The following is an 18756-nucleotide window of genomic DNA, read 5'->3' as shown; positions in this document are numbered from 1 at the left end:
CGGATTTCTAAAAGTACACTCGTACATTCAAATTTTGCATTGACGTTTGAGGCAGCGCGACGCATATCTACGGGATGCGATTGACACAACAGACCAATTATGCCGTGCGCGCACTTATGTATTGCGCCGTCAACCCGGACAAGCCGAGCAAGGTTGCCGACATCGCAGCTAGCTTCGACATGTCTGAAACCCACCTGTTCAAGATCATGAAAGTGCTGGTCGACGCGAATCTGATCAGAACGATCCGAGGCCGAAACGGCGGTGTCATGCTGGCCCGCCCGGCGGAAGAGATAACCGTCGGAGAAGTTGTTCGGGCTGCCGAGGAAAGCTTTCTTCTGGCAGAGTGTTTCGACTCCGGCCGCAAGGATTGCCCGCTGATCATGTCCTGCGGCTTCAACGGCTTGCTGCATGAAGCTCTTGAAGCCTTTATGGATGTTCTGGACACCAAGTCGATTGCGGATCTGTCTGAGGACCGGTTCGGCATGCGCGATCTCTTGAAGATCGATGTCGGCGAAACACCGATCGCTGCCAACGCATAAAAGCGGCCATTTTTGTGTTTTGAAAGGCGCCACCGTCAGGTCGGCGCTTTTTTCGTATCCGCCATCCAGATACATCGCACCGCTTGCTGCGTGAGCATTGTATTATCCGGCGTTGATGCAAACGGGTTCATTCGCAAAACACTCAAGACAATCGCGCGCCGGTCGGCGCCTGAAGAAAAGGCCGGGCTGGCTAGCCGCTGAGGGAGAGGAGAGGGCGGTTGGCTGGCCTGGCATTTTTCGTCTCCGGTGAACCGAAGACCCTGTCTCTTTCAAAACCGGAGGACGCGATTTCCAGTTCCGTTTCGATCAGGCATTGCCTTGATAGGAAAACTTGAGTATGAGTGTCAAGTATAAAGTTGAGTAAGAAACTCACCTTTTAATTGTTCTTATCTGGACGCTCCGTGGAAACCCATTCGTGGAGCGCAAAAGCAAAGGCCAGGGACCGATTGCGCGTATGACACTTACCGCCAACAGCCAAAAGCGCCGCCTCTCAATTACTTCCTCGGGCAGCTCCCCTCACGTCTTGGTAGGAAAGCTGCCACCACAGGCAAAAACAGAATTTGATTCGCGCGACCTCTTCAGCGGTCTGCGCCAGATCCAGATCCTGCACAATGAAGACACCTATCGCCTGTCGATTACGAAACAGGGCAAATTGATTCTGACGAAGTGATCTGCCAGACCTGCTACCGTGTCATCCCGGTTGGCCGCGTTGGTGGTGAGACCGGGATCCGGTGTTCCACTCCGTCCGGATTTGGAATACTGCCCTCTTCAGAGGCTGCTGGCTCCCTGCCCGCAAGGGTATGACACCTGCAGCTTCGTCAAGTTACTGGCCGCATTCTCTCTTCAGGCAGCAAAAATGGCGACCGGCTTGCCAACGCCGCGCAAGGCGTGTTCCCCCATTTCATTGAGACCGGTCTGCAGGTCACCCGAAAGTGCCTCCTTGACGGGCGCGGTCATCAACAGTTCCTGTCCGAGAGGCTTGCACAGGGATTCCACGCGGCTGGTCTCGTTCACTGCACGGCCGATGACGGTGAAGTCCAGTCTGTCTTCCCCGCCGACATTGCCGAAAAAGACCTCGCCGCGATGCAATCCGATGCCGATCTTGAGTGGTTGCCACAGGTCGGGATCAGGCAGGGTTGCAGGCGGCGTATCGTTGAGCTCGTCGATGGCCGAAAGCGCCTCCCTGGATGCCTTCACCGCTGCTTCCGCTGCAGCCTTTTCCCCGAGGACTTCCTGATCGAAGACGGCAAGAATACCGTCTCCCATGAATTTCAGAATATCGCCGCCATGGTTCAGAACGGCGTCGGACACACGGTCGAAATAAGCATTCAGGATGCAGGTGACTTCGGGCCCGCTGAGGCGGTCCGCGAGCTGCGTGAAACCGCGCATGTCCGACATGAACACCACTGCCTTGATCGCTTCGCCATCGCCGCGCCGGATTTCGCCATCAAGGACGCGGCGTCCGGCAATCGGTCCGAGGTAGGTATCGGCAACATTGCGCGCGATCCGTTGCACGATGTGCCGTTCAACATGCAGTGCCAGGAGGTCGATCAAGCCGCGAATGCGTTCCTTGTCGACGGGCGGAAATCCTCCAGGCCGTTTCGTCGCGAACGTCATGGCGTTGTGCATTTCGCCCGCCGTGCTCAGGGGAAGGGCGACATAAGCCGTGTATCCCTGTTCGGCGAGATCCTGCATGAGCGAACCGGAATTGACACCTTCCTCGGTCTCAAGATCCACCTTGATGATCTCGCCCTCCCGCATCACCCGGTAGAGCGGGTTCTTTGTGAAGGCGACATTGTTGACCGCGTTGGCATCTGCCGCGATTTCGTCGCACAGTTCATCCGTGCTGTTCCAGACCCAGGAAAATCCGACGACCCTGGGGTGGAGTGTACCGATATGCAGCGTACACCTGTCGATGCCAAGGTTGGCCGCTCTGCAACGCCACATGAATTCCTCGAACATCAGCATGACATTGTCGATCCGGGTCGCATCATGCAGCAACCAGTCATGCACATCTTGCAGGTTTTGTGTGTCTGGCGCACAGGCCGCGCCCCTGTTGGAGCGAGCAAGCAGATAGATATGCTGTACGTAGCTTCTCGGTGCAGGGTCTAGCACTTGCCGGTTCATGCGATCTCCAGTCGGAGTTGAATGGGTTGCCTTCTAATCTGGCTGTCGCACAATAAACTTCAATGTGAAAAAACGCGCGGAAACAAAAAAGGCGGAATCCGGGTCACGTTCCCGGAAACCGCCCTTGTCAGATACGGGGACGCCTCTAGAACGCCGCTTCCACCCCGTCCATTTCAACATAGATGCTTTTGATCTGGCTGTAATACTCGATCGCGGCGTGACCGTTTTCCCGGCCGATGCCGGATTTCTTGTAACCGCCGAACGGCATTTCAATCGGGGTCAGGTTATAGGTATTGATCCAGCAGGTGCCTGCCTCCAGTTTGCCGATCACACGATGCGCCCGCTGGATGTCCTTGGTAAACACGCCGGCTGCAAGACCGAATTCCGTGTCATTGGCACGCGCAACGACCTCGTCTTCATCTCCGAAGTCGAGTACGCTGAGCACTGGACCGAAAATCTCTTCCCGTGCAATACGCATGTTGTCCCGAACGTCCGCAAAGACCGTCGGTTGGACGAAATAGCCTTCAGGAAAACTGTCGACCTGTGCAGACCCGCCACCGCAGACCAGGCGGGCGCCTTCGTCCTGGCCTATCTGCATGTAGGACAGCACCTTGTCGAATTGCTGCCTGGAAACCAGCGGGCCGATGTTTGTTGCTTCATCCAGCGGATCGCCGAGCACGGCACTGGATGTTCGTTCTGCAAGGCGGGAAAGGAATTGTTCCTTGATAGCCTTGTGCACGAAGACGCGTGTGCCGTTGGAACAGATCTGGCCGGTGGAATAGAAATTTGCATTGATCGCCGCTGAAATCGCATTTTCAACATCGGCATCGTCAAAGATGATCAGAGGCGATTTGCCGCCAAGCTCAAGCGTTGTCTTCTTGAGATGCTCACCTGCCAGCGACGCCACTTTCGCTCCAGTCGGCACGGACCCGGTCAGAGACACTTTGGCAATGTCCGGATGAGCCACCATCCTTGCGCCGACATCGCCGAACCCCTGTATGACGTTGTACACACCGTCCGGCAGACCTGCTTCGGTCAGAGCTTCCGCGAACTTCAACGCACTCAACGGGGTGACTTCCGACGGCTTGAAAATCATCGCATTGCCGCAGACAAGAGCCGGAGCCGCTTTCCAGCAGGCAATCTGGATCGGATAGTTCCACGCACCGATCCCGAAGCAGATGCCGAGCGGTTCCCGCTTTGTGTAGGCAAACGAGCCGCCAAGGTCGATATGCTCACCGGTAAGTGTCGCCGCCAGGCCGCCGTAATACTCCAGGCAATCGGCACCGGATGCTGCATCCGCAATCAGTGTTTCCTGCAGCGGCTTGCCCGTGTCCAGAGTTTCGAGGACTGAAAGTTCGCGGTTCTTTTCCCGCAGAATGTCTGCAGCCTTGCGCAATATCCGGCCGCGTTCGGCCGGCGGCATGGCCGCCCAGACCTCCTGGCCGGTGCGCGCTGCGGAAATCGCAGATTCGATGACCGCATCATCGGCGGTGTGGACCCGGGCGATCACTTCACCGGTTGCCGGGTAGAACGAATCGAAAGGTGTGCCTGTCTGGCTTTCCAGATAAGACCCGCCGACATAGTGCGAAGCTTTCGGTTGGGCGCGCATTGGATTGCTCCTGCTTGTGTCTTGAGACCGGCTGTCCGGCAATTCTTTAACGTTGACTGTTTTCCCAGTCCGGATGGATCCACGGTTGCTGGTTCGAAGGCGGCAGCGGATCCTTGCCAAGGATATGATCGGCTGCCTTCTCGCCAACCATAATGGACGGTCCGTTGAGGTTGCCATTGGTGATTTGCGGAAAGATCGAGCTGTCCGCCACGCGCAGACCATCGACACCGATGACACGGCACTCGGGATCGACCACCGCCATCGGGTCGTCTGAAGCGCCCATCTTGCATGTGCCGCATGGATGATAAGCACTTTCCACGTGCTCCCGGATAAAGTCGTCGAGCGCTTCGTCGCTCTGCACGCTGTCTCCCGGCTGGATTTCCTTGCCACGATAAGGGGCGAACGCTTCCTGACTGAAAATTTCCCGGGTCAGACGGATGCAAGTCCTGAAGTCCTCCCAGTCCTCGTTGTGGGACATGTAGTTGAAGAGGATCGAGGGTTTGTCTTTCGGGTCGTTCGACGACAGTTTCACCCGGCCGCGTGACTTCGACCGCATCGGGCCGACATGTGCCTGGAAACCATGACCTTCCGCCGCTGCCTGACCGTCGTAACGCACGGCAAAAGGCAGAAAATGATACTGGATATCGGGATATTGCACGCCGGCTTTCGTGCGGATGAAGGCGCAGCTCTCGAACTGGTTCGACGCGCCCAGACCATTTTTGAAAAACAGCCATTGTGCGCCTATCAGCGCCTTGGAAAAGAGATTCCAGTGTTTATAGAGCGTGATCGGTTGGGTGCAGGCCTGCTGAATATAAAGTTCCAGGTGATCCTGCAGGTTGGCACCGACACCCCGGCGGTCAGAGACAACATCGATGCCGAGATCTGTAAGCTGGTCGGCAGGACCGATCCCGGACAGCATCAAGATCTTGGGTGAGTTGACGGAAGAGGCTGAGAGAATGACCTCGCGCTGTGCCTTGGCAACGCGTATTTCCCCTCCGATTTCGAATTCCACACCGACAGCCCGGTTGTTCTCGATCAGAACCTTGCGAACCAGGGCCCCCTTTATGAGTTCCAGGTTGCCGCGCTTCAGGGCTGGCTTCAGATAGGCATTGGCAGCTGACCAGCGTCGGCCCTTGTGGACCGTCATCTCCATGTCGCCGAAGCCTTCCTGTTTTTCGCCATTGTAGTCTTCGGTAACGCCGTAGCCGGCCTGACGGCCCGCATCGCGGAACGCGTGAAACAGCGGGTTCCATTTGGTGCCCCGCTGAACATGCAGCGGTCCGTCGGTCCCGCGCCAACCTTCCTGACCCTGCGGATTCTGCTCCATGCGCTTGTAGTAAGGAAGCACATGCCGATAGCCCCAGCCGCTGGCACCCATCTCTTCCCAGGTATCGAAATCACACGCATGGCCGCGCACATAGACCATGCCGTTGATGGAGGACGAGCCGCCGATGACTTTGCCGCGAGGAGTTGCCAGGCGGCGTCCTCCAAGGTGCGGTTCAGGCTCGCTTTCGTAACCCCAATCATAAAACGGCATGTTCATCGGATAGGAGAGGGCAGCCGGCATCTGGATCAGCGGGCCGATATCCGTTCCGCCGAATTCCAGCACCAGGACCTTGTTGCTCGGGTCTTCGGAGAGGCGGCTGGCCATCGCGCAGCCGGCCGATCCGGCGCCCACGATGATGAAATCAAACTGGTCAGGCATGAAAAAGCTCCGGCTCAGCAGCCGTTGGTGCGACCCGCAAGGGCGGCAATCTGGGTTTCGACGTAGTCTTCGACCATTGCGATAGCGGCTTGATGGTCGGATCGGGCACCGCTCAGGGCCTGCCGGATCCACACACCGTCGATCATGGAGGCTGTGCCCTCGGCGATCCGGCGGGCTTCTTCCTGTGGCATGAACGATCTGAGGTTGTGGGTGAGGTTGGATGCAAGCCGGGCGGCGTAGATTCGCAAGAGACGATTGTTGCTGTCGGTGGTTCTGGACTGGACATAAAAGGCCAGCCACGCCGCTATGACGGCTGGTTGAAACTGGTCAATTGCGAAGTTGCCGGCGATAATGGCGGAGATCCGTTCTCGCGGTGTTTCGGCCTTCGCCAGCTTGTCACGAATGGCACGGCCGAGTTCGGTCAGAAGATGCCGCATCGTTGCTGCAAGTAATTGATCCTTCGAGCCAAAATAGTGATGTACCAAACCACCGGAAACACCAGCCCGCTTGGCGATCTGGGCCATGGTAATGTCACTGTATCCACGCTCGTGGATCGCATCGACGGTTGCGTCAATGAGACTGCGCCGTCGTTCCGCTTCCATTCCGACCTTGGGCATCGTGATCTCCGAGTTTCTTTTTTCTTATTTTTAATTGATCAGTCAATCAATGAAAACTTGCAAAATTTTTCCGTGGATGTTTGGATTGGTCAGGAACAGGCTATTGGAGAATAAATCGGGGGCACTTAAGCCTGAGCGTGAATTCGCTTCCAGTTTTTCAAAATGGCCCAAACAATAATTTCACATTCCACAGGAGGTATACTCATGAAAATCGCAGCGACACTCGCTGGAGGTCTTGCACTTGGCCTGATGCTGTCCGGAACAGCGCTTGCAAGCGAGCCGGAAGCCTGCAAGACGGTTCGTTTTTCTGACGTGGGCTGGACGGACATCACTGCAACCACCGCGGCAACGTCCGTCGTTCTGGAAGCGCTCGGTTATGATCCTGAAGTCAAGATCCTGTCTGTTCCGGTGACCTACGCCTCAATGAAGAACAATGACATTGATATTTTCCTCGGTAACTGGATGCCGACGATGGAAGGTGACATCAAGGCCTATCGGGAAGATGGTTCGGTCGAAACCGTGCGAGCCAATCTGGAAGGTGCCAAATATACGCTGGCCGTTCCGAAATACACCTATGACAAGGGTCTGAAGAGTTTCCAGGACATTGCCAAGTTCCAGGATGATCTCGATGGCAAGATCTATGGCATTGAGGCGGGCAATGACGGCAACCGTCTGATCATCGGCATGATCGACCAGAACCTTTTTGGTCTGGCGGGGTTCGAAGTGGTTGAATCCTCCGAGCAGGGCATGCTCGCGCAGGTCGCCCGGGCTGGAAAGCGTGATAACGACATTGTATTCCTCGGATGGGAACCGCATCCGATGAACGCCAATTTCGAGATGGCCTATCTTGAAGGCGGTGACGAAGTTTTCGGCCCGAATTTCGGAGGCGCGACGGTCTACACCAACGTCCGTGCAGGCTACACCAAAGAGTGCCCCAACGTTGGCAAGTTTCTTGAAAACCTCGAGTTCTCGCTGGCAATGGAAAACGAGATCATGGGCGCAATCCTGAATGATGGCGAAGATCCGAACAAGGCGGCCGCTGCGTGGCTGAAGGTACACCCGGCAACGTTCGAAAGCTGGCTTGTCGGGGTCAAAACCTTTGATGGCGGCGATAGCTTCGCTGCGGTGAAAGGCGCCCTTGGCGTCGAGTAAAGCCCAGTTTGGCGCCGGTGCGGATCATCTGCCCGGCGCTTTTTCCAAAATAAGAACAAGTACCGGAGCAGCGGGTTGGACTGGTTGACAGAAAACAAATTGCCGATCGGACCATGGGCGAAGGCCTTTTTTGATTGGCTGACTGATAACGCCGCATGGGTGTTCGACGGCATTTCAATTTTTCTGGAGACGTTGATCGATGGCATATTGTGGCTTCTTCAAACACCGCCACCACTGGTCATTGTCGTCTTGGCGGTTGCACTCGGCTACGCCGTCCACCGGAAAATTGCGTTTGCGTTATTTGTCGCAATCGCGCTGCTGCTCATCATCAACCAGGGCTATTGGGAAGAAACGACTGAAACGCTCGCTCTTGTTGTTGCAGCCGCGGTTGTCTGCATGGTTGTCGGCGTGCCGGTGGGCGTCATGGGAGCCCATAACCCGCGCTTTTATGCAGCAATGCGCCCGGTTCTCGACCTGATGCAGACCATTCCCACTTTCGTTTATCTCATCCCCGCCTTGATCCTTTTTGGATTGGGTATGGTTCCGGGGCTGATCGCAACCGTTATCTTCGCGATCCCGGCGCCTATTCGCCTCACCCAACTGGGCGTCTCTTCGACACCGAAATCTTTGCTTGAAGCAGGGGAGGCTTTCGGCGCAACGAAATCTCAACTCCTATGGAAAGTAGAGTTGCCTTACGCGCTTCCTCAAATCATGGCCGGGCTGACCCAAACGATCATGTTGTCGCTTTCCATGGTCGTGATTGCCGCTCTGGTTGGTGCCGATGGTCTCGGTGTGCCAACGCTGCGAGCGTTGAACACAGTGAATATCGCGCAGGGCTTTGAGGTTGGCGTTTGCATTGTTCTCATTGCCATCGTGCTTGATCGGTTCTTCAGAAAAGAAGAAGGAGGCAAGCGATGACCGATGCATCCAGAACACCCGTTGTCACCTTCAGGGATGTTGACATCGTCTTCGGTGAAAACCCCAGGTCCGCATTGCCGCTGATCGATGCGCGCAAGACAAGGCAGGAGATTCAGGCCGAAACGGGTCAGATCCTGGGCGTAGCCGGAGCCAGCCTGGACATTTACGAGGGAGAAGTGCTGGTGCTGATGGGCCTGTCGGGCTCCGGCAAGTCCACACTGCTGCGCGCGGTCAATGGCCTCAACCCGGTCATCCGTGGCGAGGTGCAGGTGCATGACGGCAATCAGTACGTCAATCCGGAATCCTGCTCGGCAAACGACCTGCGTGAACTGCGAAGGCACCGCATCGCCATGGTGTTTCAGCAATTTGGCCTGCTGCCCTGGCGCACAGTGTCCGAGAACGTCGGGTTCGGCCTCGAGCTTTCAGGCATGTCACCCAAGGAACGCACCTCGAAAGTGGACGCACAGCTGAAACTTGTCGGCCTGGGCGGATGGGGTGAGAAATACGTCCATGAACTTTCCGGTGGCATGCAGCAGCGCGTAGGCCTCGCCCGTGCCTTTGCAACCGATGCACCGATACTGTTGATGGACGAACCGTTTTCGGCTCTCGACCCGCTGATCCGCGACAAGCTGCAGGACGAGTTGCTCGATCTTCAGAAAGAACTGAATCGGACAATCATCTTTGTCAGCCACGATCTGGATGAGGCAGCCAAGATCGGTTCACGCATCGCGATCATGGAAGGCGGCCGGGTCATTCAGCTCGGCACGCCCCAGGAGATCGTCAAGAATCCAGCCGATGACTATGTCGCCGATTTCGTCAGTCACATGAATCCGCTCAACGTGCTCCGTGCCCGGGACATCATGGTGCCTCCGGGAAGCCTGCCGGGCTCCCTCGCCAGCGGCCTGACCTGCGAAAGCGCCACACCGGTCCGTGAGGTTGCAAAGCTGAAGAAGTCCAGTTCAGAACCCGTTGTGGTTCAAAAGGACGGTGCTATCGTCGGAGTGATAGGCGAAAAAGAATTGCTCGACTGCATGCTCAAGTGACGGTGAGTGCAATCAAGATTCCATAGCTTCGCTCAAAAGGATCGCGCACCTTTCATCACGGTGCGGGCGGGGGCGACGAAACAGTGCGTTTGAGTTGCCGATGAAAGCGTCCCGGCCACGATACGTAGAGGCCGACTTTTTCGCCAACGCCGTCTTTGTACCTGCGGGTCATTTGTCTGGGAAACAAAAACGGGGCCGCTGGGCCCCGTTTTCGTTTTGCTCGTCTCGAGCGGCTCAGAATTGGTCCGCAGACCAGAAACTCAGAGCATTTCGAGTTGAGCTGCCTGCTTGCCGCGGCCACGGCGATCGTCTTCAGCGACGAATGAAATCTTTGCACCTTCGACCGGTGCACCGATTCCGGCCTGCTCGAATGCAGTCACGTGGACGAATACGTCCTTGCCGCCATTGTCCGGTGTGATGAAACCGAAGCCGCGGTCGTGATTGAAAAACTTGATGGTGCCGTTCTCACGCATGGAGAAACCTTTCCGTTGATTTGTGCGCATTCCCGTTTCCGGCAAGGCGCGGATAAACGAGAAGTCAATAAGAAACGGAAAGCTTGGGTTTTCAGAGCAGCACTCCAAAGAGCTCTGCCGAAGTCAGTCTAACCGGGTCTTTCGTCATGTCCCGTACGACGCAACGCGCGCCGATGAGGGTCAATGTATGTCTGAGGTGGCTCTTAGGCAAGTGAAACTAGTGTGAGAGATGAATTCACGGTCAAAAATGCCGATTTTCAACAAACGGAATCCTTGTGACCCCGGTCACAGAGCCCCGGACAGTGCTGGTCTAGTGTCCTTTCATGAGTTGAGGCGGAGAGACAACGAGTGCCTCGCAACCAAGAAGGGACACCGAAATGTTCAGGAAGATCGCAACCACCACCACCGCCCTCGCTCTTGTCGCAGGTGTCATGCTGACCTCGCAGTCAACAACCGCTGAAGCTGGAAATGGCTGGCGTGTCGGCGCAGGGATCGCAGGTGGCCTTGCTGCGGGCGCAATCATTGGCTCCGCGCTGTCACAGCGTCGCTACGCGGCACCACGCTACTATGCACCGCCGCCTGCCTACTACCCGGCACCGGCTCCGGTTGTCACCTACCGCGCAGCTCCCTGGTCGCCGGCCTGGTTCAACTACTGCCGTGCCAAGTACCGGTCCTTCAATCCGAACACCGGTTATTTCCTGGCCTATTCCGGTCAGTACAAGTTCTGCCGCTAAGGCTTTCAGTTTACCGGGACCGGTCAGCGGTCCCGGCAGATCAAAAGACAATGCAATAACAAGCCGGTCCATATACGACACTTGCGAGTGTCTCCGGCGTCTCCCTGCAAGGTTTCCTCCCAGCCTTGCAGGGAGTTTTCGTTTTAATCTTATGTCCAGACCGTCCGGGCGGAGATTGCCGTCGTCGTCAATTGAACCGGCTAACCTGTCGAGATTCTCTTCGCCGCGCGCATGGTCGTTTCAAGTTGATTGAGGAACCGGGACCGGTCCGCCTTTGTAAATGCCGGACCGCCTTCCCGGATTTCACCGGTTTCCCGCAAATGCGTATTCAGATCGCGCATGGCCAGACGCATGCCTATGCCGTCCTCGCGGAAGGGTTTCCCTGATGGTCCGATGACAAGCGCCCCGGCCTTCACGCAACGGGCAGCAAGTGGCACGTCTGCCGTCACGACGACATCGCCGCGCTGGGCTCGTTCCGCAATCCAGTTGTCGGCCTCGTCCGGCCCTTCGGGAACCACCACTCGCTCGATCAGGTCTCCCTCGGGCAGGCGCATCCAGCTGTTGGAAACGAATTTGATTGCGACCTCGTGACGTTCGCCGACGCGGACTGCTTCGTTTTTCACCGGACAGGCGTCCGCATCCACATACAGGACCGTCATCCGGCTTCTCCTTTTGTCAGTTTGTCCAGATAGCGCACGATACCTTCTGCCGCATGGCGGCCGGTGGCGAAACAGGCTTGCAAAAGGTATCCGCCCGTCGGAGCTTCCCAGTCCAGCATTTCTCCGGCCGCAAAGACACCGGGCATTTTCCTGAGCATCAGGTCCGGGTCGAGTTCTTCAAGGGCGATGCCACCGGCAGACGAGATCGCCCGATCCATTGGATAGGGCGAAAGACAAGTGACGGGTATCGACTTGATCCGTTTAGCAAGAAGATCCGTGTCGCCCGGCAATGGACCCGATTCTCGAAGAAGAGCCAGTTCGACGGCATTCAGTTTGAGCGTCTTCTTCAAGAAAGTGGATTGTGACTGTTTTCCGCGTGGTCGCGACAGTTTCGCGGCAAGGTCCGATGCACTCATCGCGGGACGGAGATCCAGCAGCAGGCTTGCCGATCCTTCCCGGTTGATGATCTCCCGGATGTCCGCCGAAAGCGCGTAAATCGCACCGCCTTCCAATCCCCTTGCCGAGAGGATGGCTTCTCCAAGTATGGACCGGTCGCCGACACTTATTCCAATTCGCTTCAAGGGAGATCCGGAAAATCTTTCAGTCAGAAAGGGGCTCCAGGACACCAGGAACCTGCAATTGGCGGGCTGAAATGGTGTCACTGTTATGCCTCGTTCCTCGAGCACGGGACTCCAGGTTGCCGTGGCGCCGAGTTTGGGCCAACTCGCCCCGCCGAGCGCAAGCAGAACCGTGCGTGCGGACAGGGTCTCCGAACCTCCGTTCCCGGTCTCGACCAGCACTGAACCGTTGTCGTCCAGGCCGGTAAACCTGTACCGCACCCGGAGTTGAACCCTGTTGGCTTGCAGTCTGAGCAACAGCGCACGCAGCAGTGGTGAGGCTTTCATGGTCTTCGGAAAAACTCGCCCGCTTGATCCAACGAAGGTTTCCTGACCCAGATCGTGGCACCAGTTTGTCAGCGCCGGTGGTGGAAAGGCGTTTATCAAGGGAGTGAGAAAACGCTCTGCCTCCCGATAGCGGGACAGGAAAGTAGGCAGGTCTTCACTGTGCGTCAGATTGAGACCGCCCCGACCAGCCATGAGAAATTTGCGGGCCGGCGACGCCATCTGGTCGATAATTGTGACCGAGTGTCCTCGCGTGGACAGATGATCAGCAGCAAATAGGCCAGCCGGGCCGGCACCGATAACAAGCACATCAAGCATGGGGCCTTATAGGGCGACTTTCGCGTAAAAGGCCACCGTCGAACGCACAAACTTCTGGGAACATTACACACCCCCGCGAAAAGTGCTGACAGTAGATGCCGAGTTTCGCAAGTATTTGTTATCCGTCACATGAGATCCTGCGCGGAAGATACGGCTGACGAAAGCACAAGTTCCGGTCGGTCTTTGGCATGAGGCACGATTCATGGAAACAGCAACTGACCCTATCGTCGTCGTTGACCCGGACACTGCTGTGCGGAAAGCGTTTCAACGTCTGTTCGGTGACCACTACAAGGTAAATTGCTTTTCCGACTCTGAAGAAGCCCTGCAATTTCTCAAACAGAACACAAACACCGCGGTGATCTTTTCGTGTTTCAATCTGCCCGGTCGAGGTGGAACGGCATTCCTGAGGGCGTCGGAAATGATCGTGCCCCAGGCTGCAAGGCTTATGTTGACCCGCGAGACATCCGCCGAGGCTGTCAAGAAGACACTGAACGAAGGCCGTGCCTTCATGTTTCTCGAAAAGCCGTGTCGCCCCGAAGATCTTGCAAATGCTCTTGAAACCGCGCTCGCATATCACCGGCAACAGGCCAAGGACCGGGCGATGCTGGAGCGGACGCTCGCCGGCTCGGTCAAATTGCTGATCGATATGCTCGGGCTTTTTCACCCCGAGGCGTTTCGGCGCACTGCGACCGTACGCAAACAGGCATTGAGGCTGGCGAAGGAAATCGGCATCAGGAAAACCTGGGAACTGGAAATGGCGGTTATGCTGTCACCGCTTGGTGAAGCTTTGCTGCCCAAGCAGATCCTTGCGCGCTATCGGGCTGCGCGCAGCCTGACAGAGCAGGAAAGAGACGTGCTTGACCGGTCGCCGGGTCAGACGCGGGACCTCCTGCAGAATATTCCTCAGCTGGAAAAGGTGTCCGAGCTGTTGTTCCTGTCTGCACGCGGATTTGACGGGTCCGGATTTCCCAAGGACGGACCCACCGGCACCGAGATTCCGAAGATATCCCGCATTCTCAAGCTCCTGACCGATCTGTGGTACGCCAGTCCGGAACACGGGCCGGATGTTGCCGCGTTCGAAGCGTTGATGATCAAGAAAAGCAAATACGATCCCGAACTTCTGGAGGCCGCCAGAAAAGTGCTCCTGGACGATGTGGCGGAAGACAGGAAGGGTCAGATTTCGGAATGCTATATCCGTTCTCTTCGGCCGGGCGACATTCTCATCGACGACGTTCTGGCGGAAAACAGTCACGAACTGGTGCTGTCGCGCGATCACACGCTGACGCCGACGACCATCCGGCGCCTTGAGCATTTCCATCACACCACCGGCGTTCGTCAGCCGATCCGCGTGGAACGGCACGCGGTGCCGGAGGAGCCTGTGAAAGCGTCGGGTTAGGAAGACCGGGAAACGGTCGCTATCGTTGTTTCCCGGCAAGCAGTTCCGCCTCATAGGCCTTCGCGACGCGCAGGAACCGGGCGTGGGCATAGTTCATGGACAGAATGAAGCCCCACCAGCCGTACTTGCGGTACTTGCGGACGAAATAGGCCTTGAAAAAGCTGACTGGAAATTCGGTAAGCAAACGGGAACGGGGCAGTTTGCGGCCGCGTGTACGCATGTCCTCGACCTGCATGCCGGAATACCGGTTGTATTTGCCCACCTGAAAGTCGAGCGAGCGGATCGAGCGGTGGGCCATGATGCCGGAAAGATTTGCAATCGTCGCGCCGTCCACCGGGCGTACCGTGTCATGGACGCTTGAATCTGAAAACCGGCCCTTGCGCCGGTCATATAGCCGGATCTGGTTATACCCGTAAGCCCACGGCGCCGGTTCCGTTTCGTGGGCATACATGTCCCGGATCATGATGCGCCAGCCATCGGCATCGCGATAGCTGTTGTCGGAAAACTTTGCACGGATCTCGGTGGCGAGGTCTTCGGTAACCTCTTCATCGGCATCAAGGTTCAACAGCCAGTCGTTGCGGCACTGGTCTTCACCGCACCGCTTTTGCGGTCCGTAGCCCTGCCAGTCCTTGTGGACGATCCTGGCGCCGAGCTTCTCGGCAACGGCGATCGTGTCGTCCGTCGATCCGCTATCGATGACGATAACCTCGTCCACCCAGTCGATCACGCTTCGGATTGGCCGGGAAATGCGGTCGGCTTCGTTCCTGGCAATGATAAAGGCAGACAAGGGCAGGCGGTTGGTCATTCAGGGTCCGGCAGGTTGTCAAAGGCACCGGAGACAGACCGGCGCGCCTGTTTTAGCCGCGCCGGGAGTTCTTTTGAAGCATGTAAATCAGGAATTTATTCTGGCAAAGACTGCATCGAGGCCACCGAGTGTAATCTCGTTGCCCAGGATCGTGCCTGCAAAGCCCGGTGCGTTGAGGTTTTCCAGATCGAGACCGTCAAGGATTATTGTCACCTCTTCATCGGCCAGATTGAAGGCACACAGGATCATCTCGTTTCTGTAGCTCCGGGTGAAGACAAGCGTCTCGTCGCTGCTTTCAAGGAACACCATGTCGCCCTTCTTGAGAGCGGTTTTGTTCTGCCGCCAAGTGAAAAAAGCGCGGTTCCTGCAAAGGATCGACGTCTCGTCCTTGTCCTGTTCGAATGCCGCAAGCGCAAGATGTTCAGGGGCGACGGGGAGCCAGGGCTCGGCCTCCGAAAAGCCCGCATTGGCATTGTCCTTTACCCATGGCATCGGAGTGCGGCAACCATCGCGGCCCTTGTATTCCGGCCAGAAGCGAATGCCATAGGGATCCTGAAGTTTCTCGAACGGGACGTCAGCCTGTGTCAGACCGAGTTCTTCTCCCTGATAAAGGCAGGGTGTTCCGCGCAACGACGCGCAAAGTGCGGTAACAAGTGGCGCGAACCTTGAGACGTCCTTGCTTTCTCCCCAGCGTGTCGCAACCCGTTTGACATCATGGTTCGAAAGGGCCCAACTGGCCCAGCCCGACCCTATTTCCGCGTTCATGTCCTCGACGATACGGCGGACATACGATGCCGAATGCTGTGGCGTGAGAAGATCGAAGCTGTAGGCCATGTGGATACGCTTGTCTGCTTCCGTATAGGCGGCAGTCAGTTCGACGGCCTGGCCGTCCGCACCGATTTCACCCACGGAGGTCGATCCGGGATATTTGTCCAGCAGCGCCCGGAACCTTTCCAGGAACACGAGGTTTTCCGGCCGGGTCTTGTCATAAAGATGATCCTGAAAACCGTAAGGGTTGGTCGGATCAACCGTTGACGGTGCTTCACCGGCGCTGAGCGGCGGATTGTCCCTGAGATCCGCATCGTGGAAGTAGAAGTTCACCGTGTCCAGACGGAAGCCGTCGACACCGCGATCAAGCCAGAACCTTGCAACATCCAGAACGGCATCCTGGACATCCCCGTTGTGGAAATTGAGATCCGGCTGGCTCGCCAGGAAATTGTGCATGTAATACTGGCAGCGCCGGCTGTCCCACTCCCAGGCGGGACCACCAAAGAGCGACAGCCAGTTGTTGGGGGGCGTGCCGTCCGGCTTGGCATCGGCCCAGACAAACCAGTCCGCTTTGGAATTGCCCTTCGAGGACCGGCTTTCCTTGAACCAGGGATGCTGATCGGACGTGTGCGAGATCACCAGATCGATCATGACCTTGAGACCGCGCTCGTGAGCTGCCTTCGTCATGCGGTCGAAATCGTCCAGCGTCCCGAACATCGGGTCGACATCCTCATAGTCCGAAACATCATACCCGAAATCGTCCATGGGAGAGGTGAAGAACGGCGACAACCAGATGGCGTCAACACCGAGCGAGGCAATGTAGTCCATGCGTTCGGTCACCCCGTTGAGGTCACCGATGCCGTCTCCATTGCTGTCGTTGAAGGACCGCGGATAAATCTGGTAGATCACCGCACCGCGCCACCAGTCCGAACCTATGATCCTCGTATCAGGCATGACGGCCTCCTGGCCCGTTTCGGCTTCTTCAAACATTCCCGGTCTCCATTCCGCGTCACGCGCGGATTGATAATTCAAAGCGCTTTGAATCGCTATAGGCCGCGGATCATGAGGTCAAGTTACATTGTTCAGAAAATCGTGTGCACGTGTGTAAGAGGGCGCGGCAATTCATGGAAAACCGATGTTGAAAAAGTAAAAAGCCGGTCCTGCTGGGCAGAACCGGCGATGCGATAAAATGCGATAGAATAATGTCTTTCTCCAACGGGGATGCAGTTACCCGTTAAACGTGACAGTGCTATGAAACAGATCGTCGTCAGCCGTCGTTTTTCTAAATGCCGACGATCCGTGATTGGCTGGGCGGATGAGAAATCAAGTTTTTGACTATATATAAATAATTGAAAAAAAAGAGATAATAAGAAATTAATGACGTAAAGGTCAATTTCTTCTTGCAAAGCAGCATGGAAGCTGGGACTGTCCCCGTCAGCGAAGTGTCCGTAAGGTGGACATCAGGTCGGTCAGCTTCTGCTGGCCCGTGCCGGGATGCCCTTACCGCTCAACAGGCTCATTTGGAGGAAATCTCATGACGGCAGCGATGGTGGGATGGGCGCACATGCCCTTTGGCAAGCACGCCGAAGAAACCGTTGAAAGCATGATCGTCAAGGTGGCGGTTGATGCCATTCACGATGCCGGGATTGCACCAGAAGACGTCGACGAGATCCTGCTCGGTCACTTCAACGCCGGGTTTTCCGTGCAGGACTTTACCGCCTCCCTGGTTCTGCAGGCTGATCCCGCACTGCGTTTCAAGCCAGCCACGCGGGTTGAAAACGCCTGCGCGACCGGGTCTGCCGCCGTGCACCAGGGTGTGCGGGCGATTGCCTCCGGAGATGCAAGGATTGTGCTTGTGGTCGGCGTGGAACAGATGACCACCGCACCGGGCCCTGAAATCGGCAAGAACCTTCTGAAGGCTTCCTACCTGAAGGAAGAAGGCGACACGCCGGCCGGTTTCGCCGGCGTTTTCGGCAAGATCGCCGATGGATATTTCCAGAAATTCGGAGACCAGTCGGACGCGTTGGCAAAAATTGCGGCCAAGAACCACAAGAACGGCGTTGGCAATCCTTATGCGCAGATGCGCAAGGATCTTGGTTTCGACTTCTGCCGCGCGGAAAGCGAAAAGAACCCATTTGTTGCCGGTCCCCTGAAACGCACGGACTGCTCGCTGGTGTCCGACGGTGCAGCCGCGCTCGTCCTCACTGACCCGGTAACCGCGCTCGGCATGAAGAAGGCTGTCGCCTTCCGCGGCATGGCCCATGTCCAGGATTTCCTGCCGATGTCCCGCCGCGATATTCTGAAGTTCGAGGGCTGTTCGAAAGCTTGGGGCGAAGCGCTGGGCGATGCTAATCTTGCACTGGAGGATCTCTCCTTCGTCGAGACCCACGATTGCTTCACCATCGCCGAACTCCTGGAATACGAGGCCATGGGCCTTGCATCTGAAGGTGAAGGAGCAAGGGCAATCCTGGAAGGCTGGACCGAAATGGACGGCAAGCTGCCCGTCAATCCGTCCGGCGGTTTGAAGTCCAAGGGCCATCCGATCGGTGCAACAGGTGTTTCCATGCATGTCCTCACCGCCATGCAGCTTACCGGCACAGCCGGCGGCATTCAGGTGAAGAACGCCGAAATCGGCGGCATCTTCAACATGGGCGGTGCAGCCGTCGCCAACTTCGTCTCGGTAATGCAGGCGATGCGGTAACCAACCGATTGCATAGTTCAAAATTGGCGATTTCCTTGGGCTTTTTGACTGAGCCTCTGTTGTCATCCCGGTTTGACGCGCGAGCGGCAAGACCGGGAACCAGTGGTCTGTAACTTGAGGTAACTGGCACTGAGTTGAGCCCGGTGACTACTGGATCCCTGCCTGCGCAGGGATGACAACTGGATTGCCGTGAGACGAAAAACATCCACCGTCATTCCGGCCAAGCGAAGCGCTAGCCGGGACCGGAGAGCTGCAAGCGACCGTTTGTGCTGGAAGCAATCCGCACGGTG

The 18756-nt window shown here is 56.8% G+C and carries 17 protein-coding genes; 8 read left to right on the top strand and 9 right to left on the bottom strand.

The annotated features are described in order from the left end of the window. Window positions 1-74: 74 nt before the first annotated feature. Both LA5095_RS24720 and hemP read left to right on the top strand, forming a co-directional pair. Window positions 75-539, top strand: a complete 465-nt coding sequence (locus LA5095_RS24720; protein WP_029062227.1) for an Rrf2 family transcriptional regulator — start codon at window positions 75-77, stop codon at window positions 537-539. A gap of 415 nt (window positions 540-954) precedes the next feature. Further along, on the top strand, window positions 955-1209 hold the full coding sequence (gene hemP, locus LA5095_RS24715; protein ID WP_235808894.1) for a hemin uptake protein HemP: 255 nt from the start codon (window positions 955-957) through the stop codon (window positions 1207-1209). A 173-nt stretch (window positions 1210-1382) separates the two neighbouring features. Here the strand turns inward: hemP and LA5095_RS24710 are convergent, their stop codons facing one another. The 4 genes from LA5095_RS24710 to betI form a co-directional block, all read right to left on the bottom strand. Next, window positions 1383-2666, bottom strand: a complete 1284-nt coding sequence (locus LA5095_RS24710) for an adenylate/guanylate cyclase domain-containing protein (protein ID WP_055119951.1) — start codon at window positions 2664-2666, stop codon at window positions 1383-1385. A gap of 145 nt (window positions 2667-2811) precedes the next feature. Next, window positions 2812-4275, bottom strand: a complete 1464-nt coding sequence (betB, locus tag LA5095_RS24705; RefSeq protein WP_055119950.1) for a betaine-aldehyde dehydrogenase — start codon at window positions 4273-4275, stop codon at window positions 2812-2814. Between the two features lie 46 nt (window positions 4276-4321). Then, window positions 4322-5980: a choline dehydrogenase gene (betA, locus tag LA5095_RS24700; protein WP_055119948.1), complete on the bottom strand. Its 1659-nt coding sequence runs from the start codon at window positions 5978-5980 to the stop codon at window positions 4322-4324. Between the two features lie 14 nt (window positions 5981-5994). Then, window positions 5995-6597, bottom strand: a complete 603-nt coding sequence (betI, locus tag LA5095_RS24695; protein WP_055119946.1) for a transcriptional regulator BetI — start codon at window positions 6595-6597, stop codon at window positions 5995-5997. Between the two features lie 204 nt (window positions 6598-6801). Between betI and LA5095_RS24690 the strand changes: the two genes are divergently transcribed. The 3 genes from LA5095_RS24690 (at window position 6802) to choV (ending at window position 9710) form a co-directional block, all read left to right on the top strand. Then, window positions 6802-7749 (top strand): choline ABC transporter substrate-binding protein, encoded by a 948-nt coding sequence (locus LA5095_RS24690; protein WP_082442946.1) that lies wholly within the window; start codon window positions 6802-6804, stop codon window positions 7747-7749. 75 nt (window positions 7750-7824) lie between these two features. Then, window positions 7825-8667 (top strand): choline ABC transporter permease subunit, encoded by an 843-nt coding sequence (choW, locus tag LA5095_RS24685; RefSeq protein ID WP_055119944.1) that lies wholly within the window; start codon window positions 7825-7827, stop codon window positions 8665-8667. Further along, window positions 8664-9710, top strand: coding sequence for a choline ABC transporter ATP-binding protein (gene choV, locus LA5095_RS24680; RefSeq protein ID WP_055119942.1), 1047 nt, complete (start codon window positions 8664-8666; stop codon window positions 9708-9710). The genes choW and choV overlap by 4 nt, the downstream gene beginning before the upstream one ends. A 260-nt stretch (window positions 9711-9970) precedes the next feature. On the opposite strand, the gene LA5095_RS24675 is transcribed toward choV, so the two are convergent. Further along, entirely contained in the window at window positions 9971-10183 is a 213-nt protein-coding gene (locus LA5095_RS24675; RefSeq protein ID WP_029062219.1) for a cold-shock protein, read from the bottom strand. A gap of 377 nt (window positions 10184-10560) precedes the next feature. Here LA5095_RS24675 and LA5095_RS24670 point away from each other — a divergent pair, with 377 nt between their 5' ends. Beyond that, the gene (locus LA5095_RS24670) at window positions 10561-10917 is read left to right on the top strand and encodes a BA14K family protein (RefSeq protein WP_029062218.1); all 357 of its coding nucleotides are present in this window, start codon (window positions 10561-10563) and stop codon (window positions 10915-10917) included. A gap of 200 nt (window positions 10918-11117) precedes the next feature. Here LA5095_RS24670 and LA5095_RS24665 read toward each other — a convergent pair whose 3' ends face one another. Then, complete coding sequence (locus LA5095_RS24665) at window positions 11118-11576, bottom strand: YaiI/YqxD family protein (protein ID WP_055119940.1); 459 nt, start codon at window positions 11574-11576, stop codon at window positions 11118-11120. After that, complete coding sequence (locus tag LA5095_RS24660) at window positions 11573-12796, bottom strand: TIGR03862 family flavoprotein (RefSeq protein ID WP_055119938.1); 1224 nt, start codon at window positions 12794-12796, stop codon at window positions 11573-11575. Before LA5095_RS24660 ends, LA5095_RS24665 begins: the two co-directional genes overlap by 4 nt. A 202-nt stretch (window positions 12797-12998) precedes the next feature. Between LA5095_RS24660 and LA5095_RS24655 the strand changes: the two genes are divergently transcribed. Further along, window positions 12999-14192, top strand: a complete 1194-nt coding sequence (locus LA5095_RS24655; protein WP_055119936.1) for an HD domain-containing phosphohydrolase — start codon at window positions 12999-13001, stop codon at window positions 14190-14192. A 19-nt stretch (window positions 14193-14211) separates the two neighbouring features. Here LA5095_RS24655 and LA5095_RS24650 read toward each other — a convergent pair whose 3' ends face one another. Continuing rightward, complete coding sequence (locus LA5095_RS24650) at window positions 14212-14997, bottom strand: glycosyltransferase family 2 protein (protein WP_055119934.1); 786 nt, start codon at window positions 14995-14997, stop codon at window positions 14212-14214. 87 nt (window positions 14998-15084) lie between these two features. After that, window positions 15085-16755: an alpha-glucosidase family protein gene (locus LA5095_RS24645; RefSeq protein WP_082442945.1), complete on the bottom strand. Its 1671-nt coding sequence runs from the start codon at window positions 16753-16755 to the stop codon at window positions 15085-15087. 544 nt (window positions 16756-17299) lie between these two features. Here LA5095_RS24645 and LA5095_RS24640 point away from each other — a divergent pair. Beyond that, a complete protein-coding gene (locus LA5095_RS24640) occupies window positions 17300-18466 on the top strand; it encodes an acetyl-CoA acetyltransferase (RefSeq protein ID WP_055119932.1) in 1167 nt (388 codons plus the stop codon). Window positions 18467-18756 lie beyond the last annotated feature (290 nt).

Origin of the sequence: Roseibium album (genome assembly GCF_001404515.1) — a bacterium.
GTDB lineage: Bacteria > Pseudomonadota > Alphaproteobacteria > Rhizobiales > Stappiaceae > Roseibium > Roseibium album.
The sequence above is the reverse complement of the archived record's forward strand: the minus strand, read 5'-3'. Positions and strand labels throughout refer to the sequence as shown.

What these genes read in the sequence shown, in the direction of transcription:
- LA5095_RS24650 (WP_055119934.1), bottom strand. Translation starts at nt 14,997, where the DNA reads ATGACCAACCGCCTGCCCTTGTCTGCCTTTATCATTGCCAGGAACGAA.
- LA5095_RS24690 (WP_082442946.1), top strand. Translation starts at nt 6,802, where the DNA reads ATGAAAATCGCAGCGACACTCGCTGGAGGTCTTGCACTTGGCCTGATG.
- betB (WP_055119950.1), bottom strand. Translation starts at nt 4,275, where the DNA reads ATGCGCGCCCAACCGAAAGCTTCGCACTATGTCGGCGGGTCTTATCTG.
- LA5095_RS24665 (WP_055119940.1), bottom strand. Translation starts at nt 11,576, where the DNA reads ATGACGGTCCTGTATGTGGATGCGGACGCCTGTCCGGTGAAAAACGAA.
- LA5095_RS24655 (WP_055119936.1), top strand. Translation starts at nt 12,999, where the DNA reads ATGGAAACAGCAACTGACCCTATCGTCGTCGTTGACCCGGACACTGCT.
- LA5095_RS24640 (WP_055119932.1), top strand. Translation starts at nt 17,300, where the DNA reads ATGACGGCAGCGATGGTGGGATGGGCGCACATGCCCTTTGGCAAGCAC.
- LA5095_RS24720 (WP_029062227.1), top strand. Translation starts at nt 75, where the DNA reads ATGCGATTGACACAACAGACCAATTATGCCGTGCGCGCACTTATGTAT.
- LA5095_RS24675 (WP_029062219.1), bottom strand. Translation starts at nt 10,183, where the DNA reads ATGCGTGAGAACGGCACCATCAAGTTTTTCAATCACGACCGCGGCTTC.
- LA5095_RS24670 (WP_029062218.1), top strand. Translation starts at nt 10,561, where the DNA reads ATGTTCAGGAAGATCGCAACCACCACCACCGCCCTCGCTCTTGTCGCA.
- LA5095_RS24710 (WP_055119951.1), bottom strand. Translation starts at nt 2,666, where the DNA reads ATGAACCGGCAAGTGCTAGACCCTGCACCGAGAAGCTACGTACAGCAT.
- LA5095_RS24645 (WP_082442945.1), bottom strand. Translation starts at nt 16,755, where the DNA reads ATGTTTGAAGAAGCCGAAACGGGCCAGGAGGCCGTCATGCCTGATACG.
- choV (WP_055119942.1), top strand. Translation starts at nt 8,664, where the DNA reads ATGACCGATGCATCCAGAACACCCGTTGTCACCTTCAGGGATGTTGAC.
- betI (WP_055119946.1), bottom strand. Translation starts at nt 6,597, where the DNA reads ATGCCCAAGGTCGGAATGGAAGCGGAACGACGGCGCAGTCTCATTGAC.
- LA5095_RS24660 (WP_055119938.1), bottom strand. Translation starts at nt 12,796, where the DNA reads ATGCTTGATGTGCTTGTTATCGGTGCCGGCCCGGCTGGCCTATTTGCT.
- betA (WP_055119948.1), bottom strand. Translation starts at nt 5,980, where the DNA reads ATGCCTGACCAGTTTGATTTCATCATCGTGGGCGCCGGATCGGCCGGC.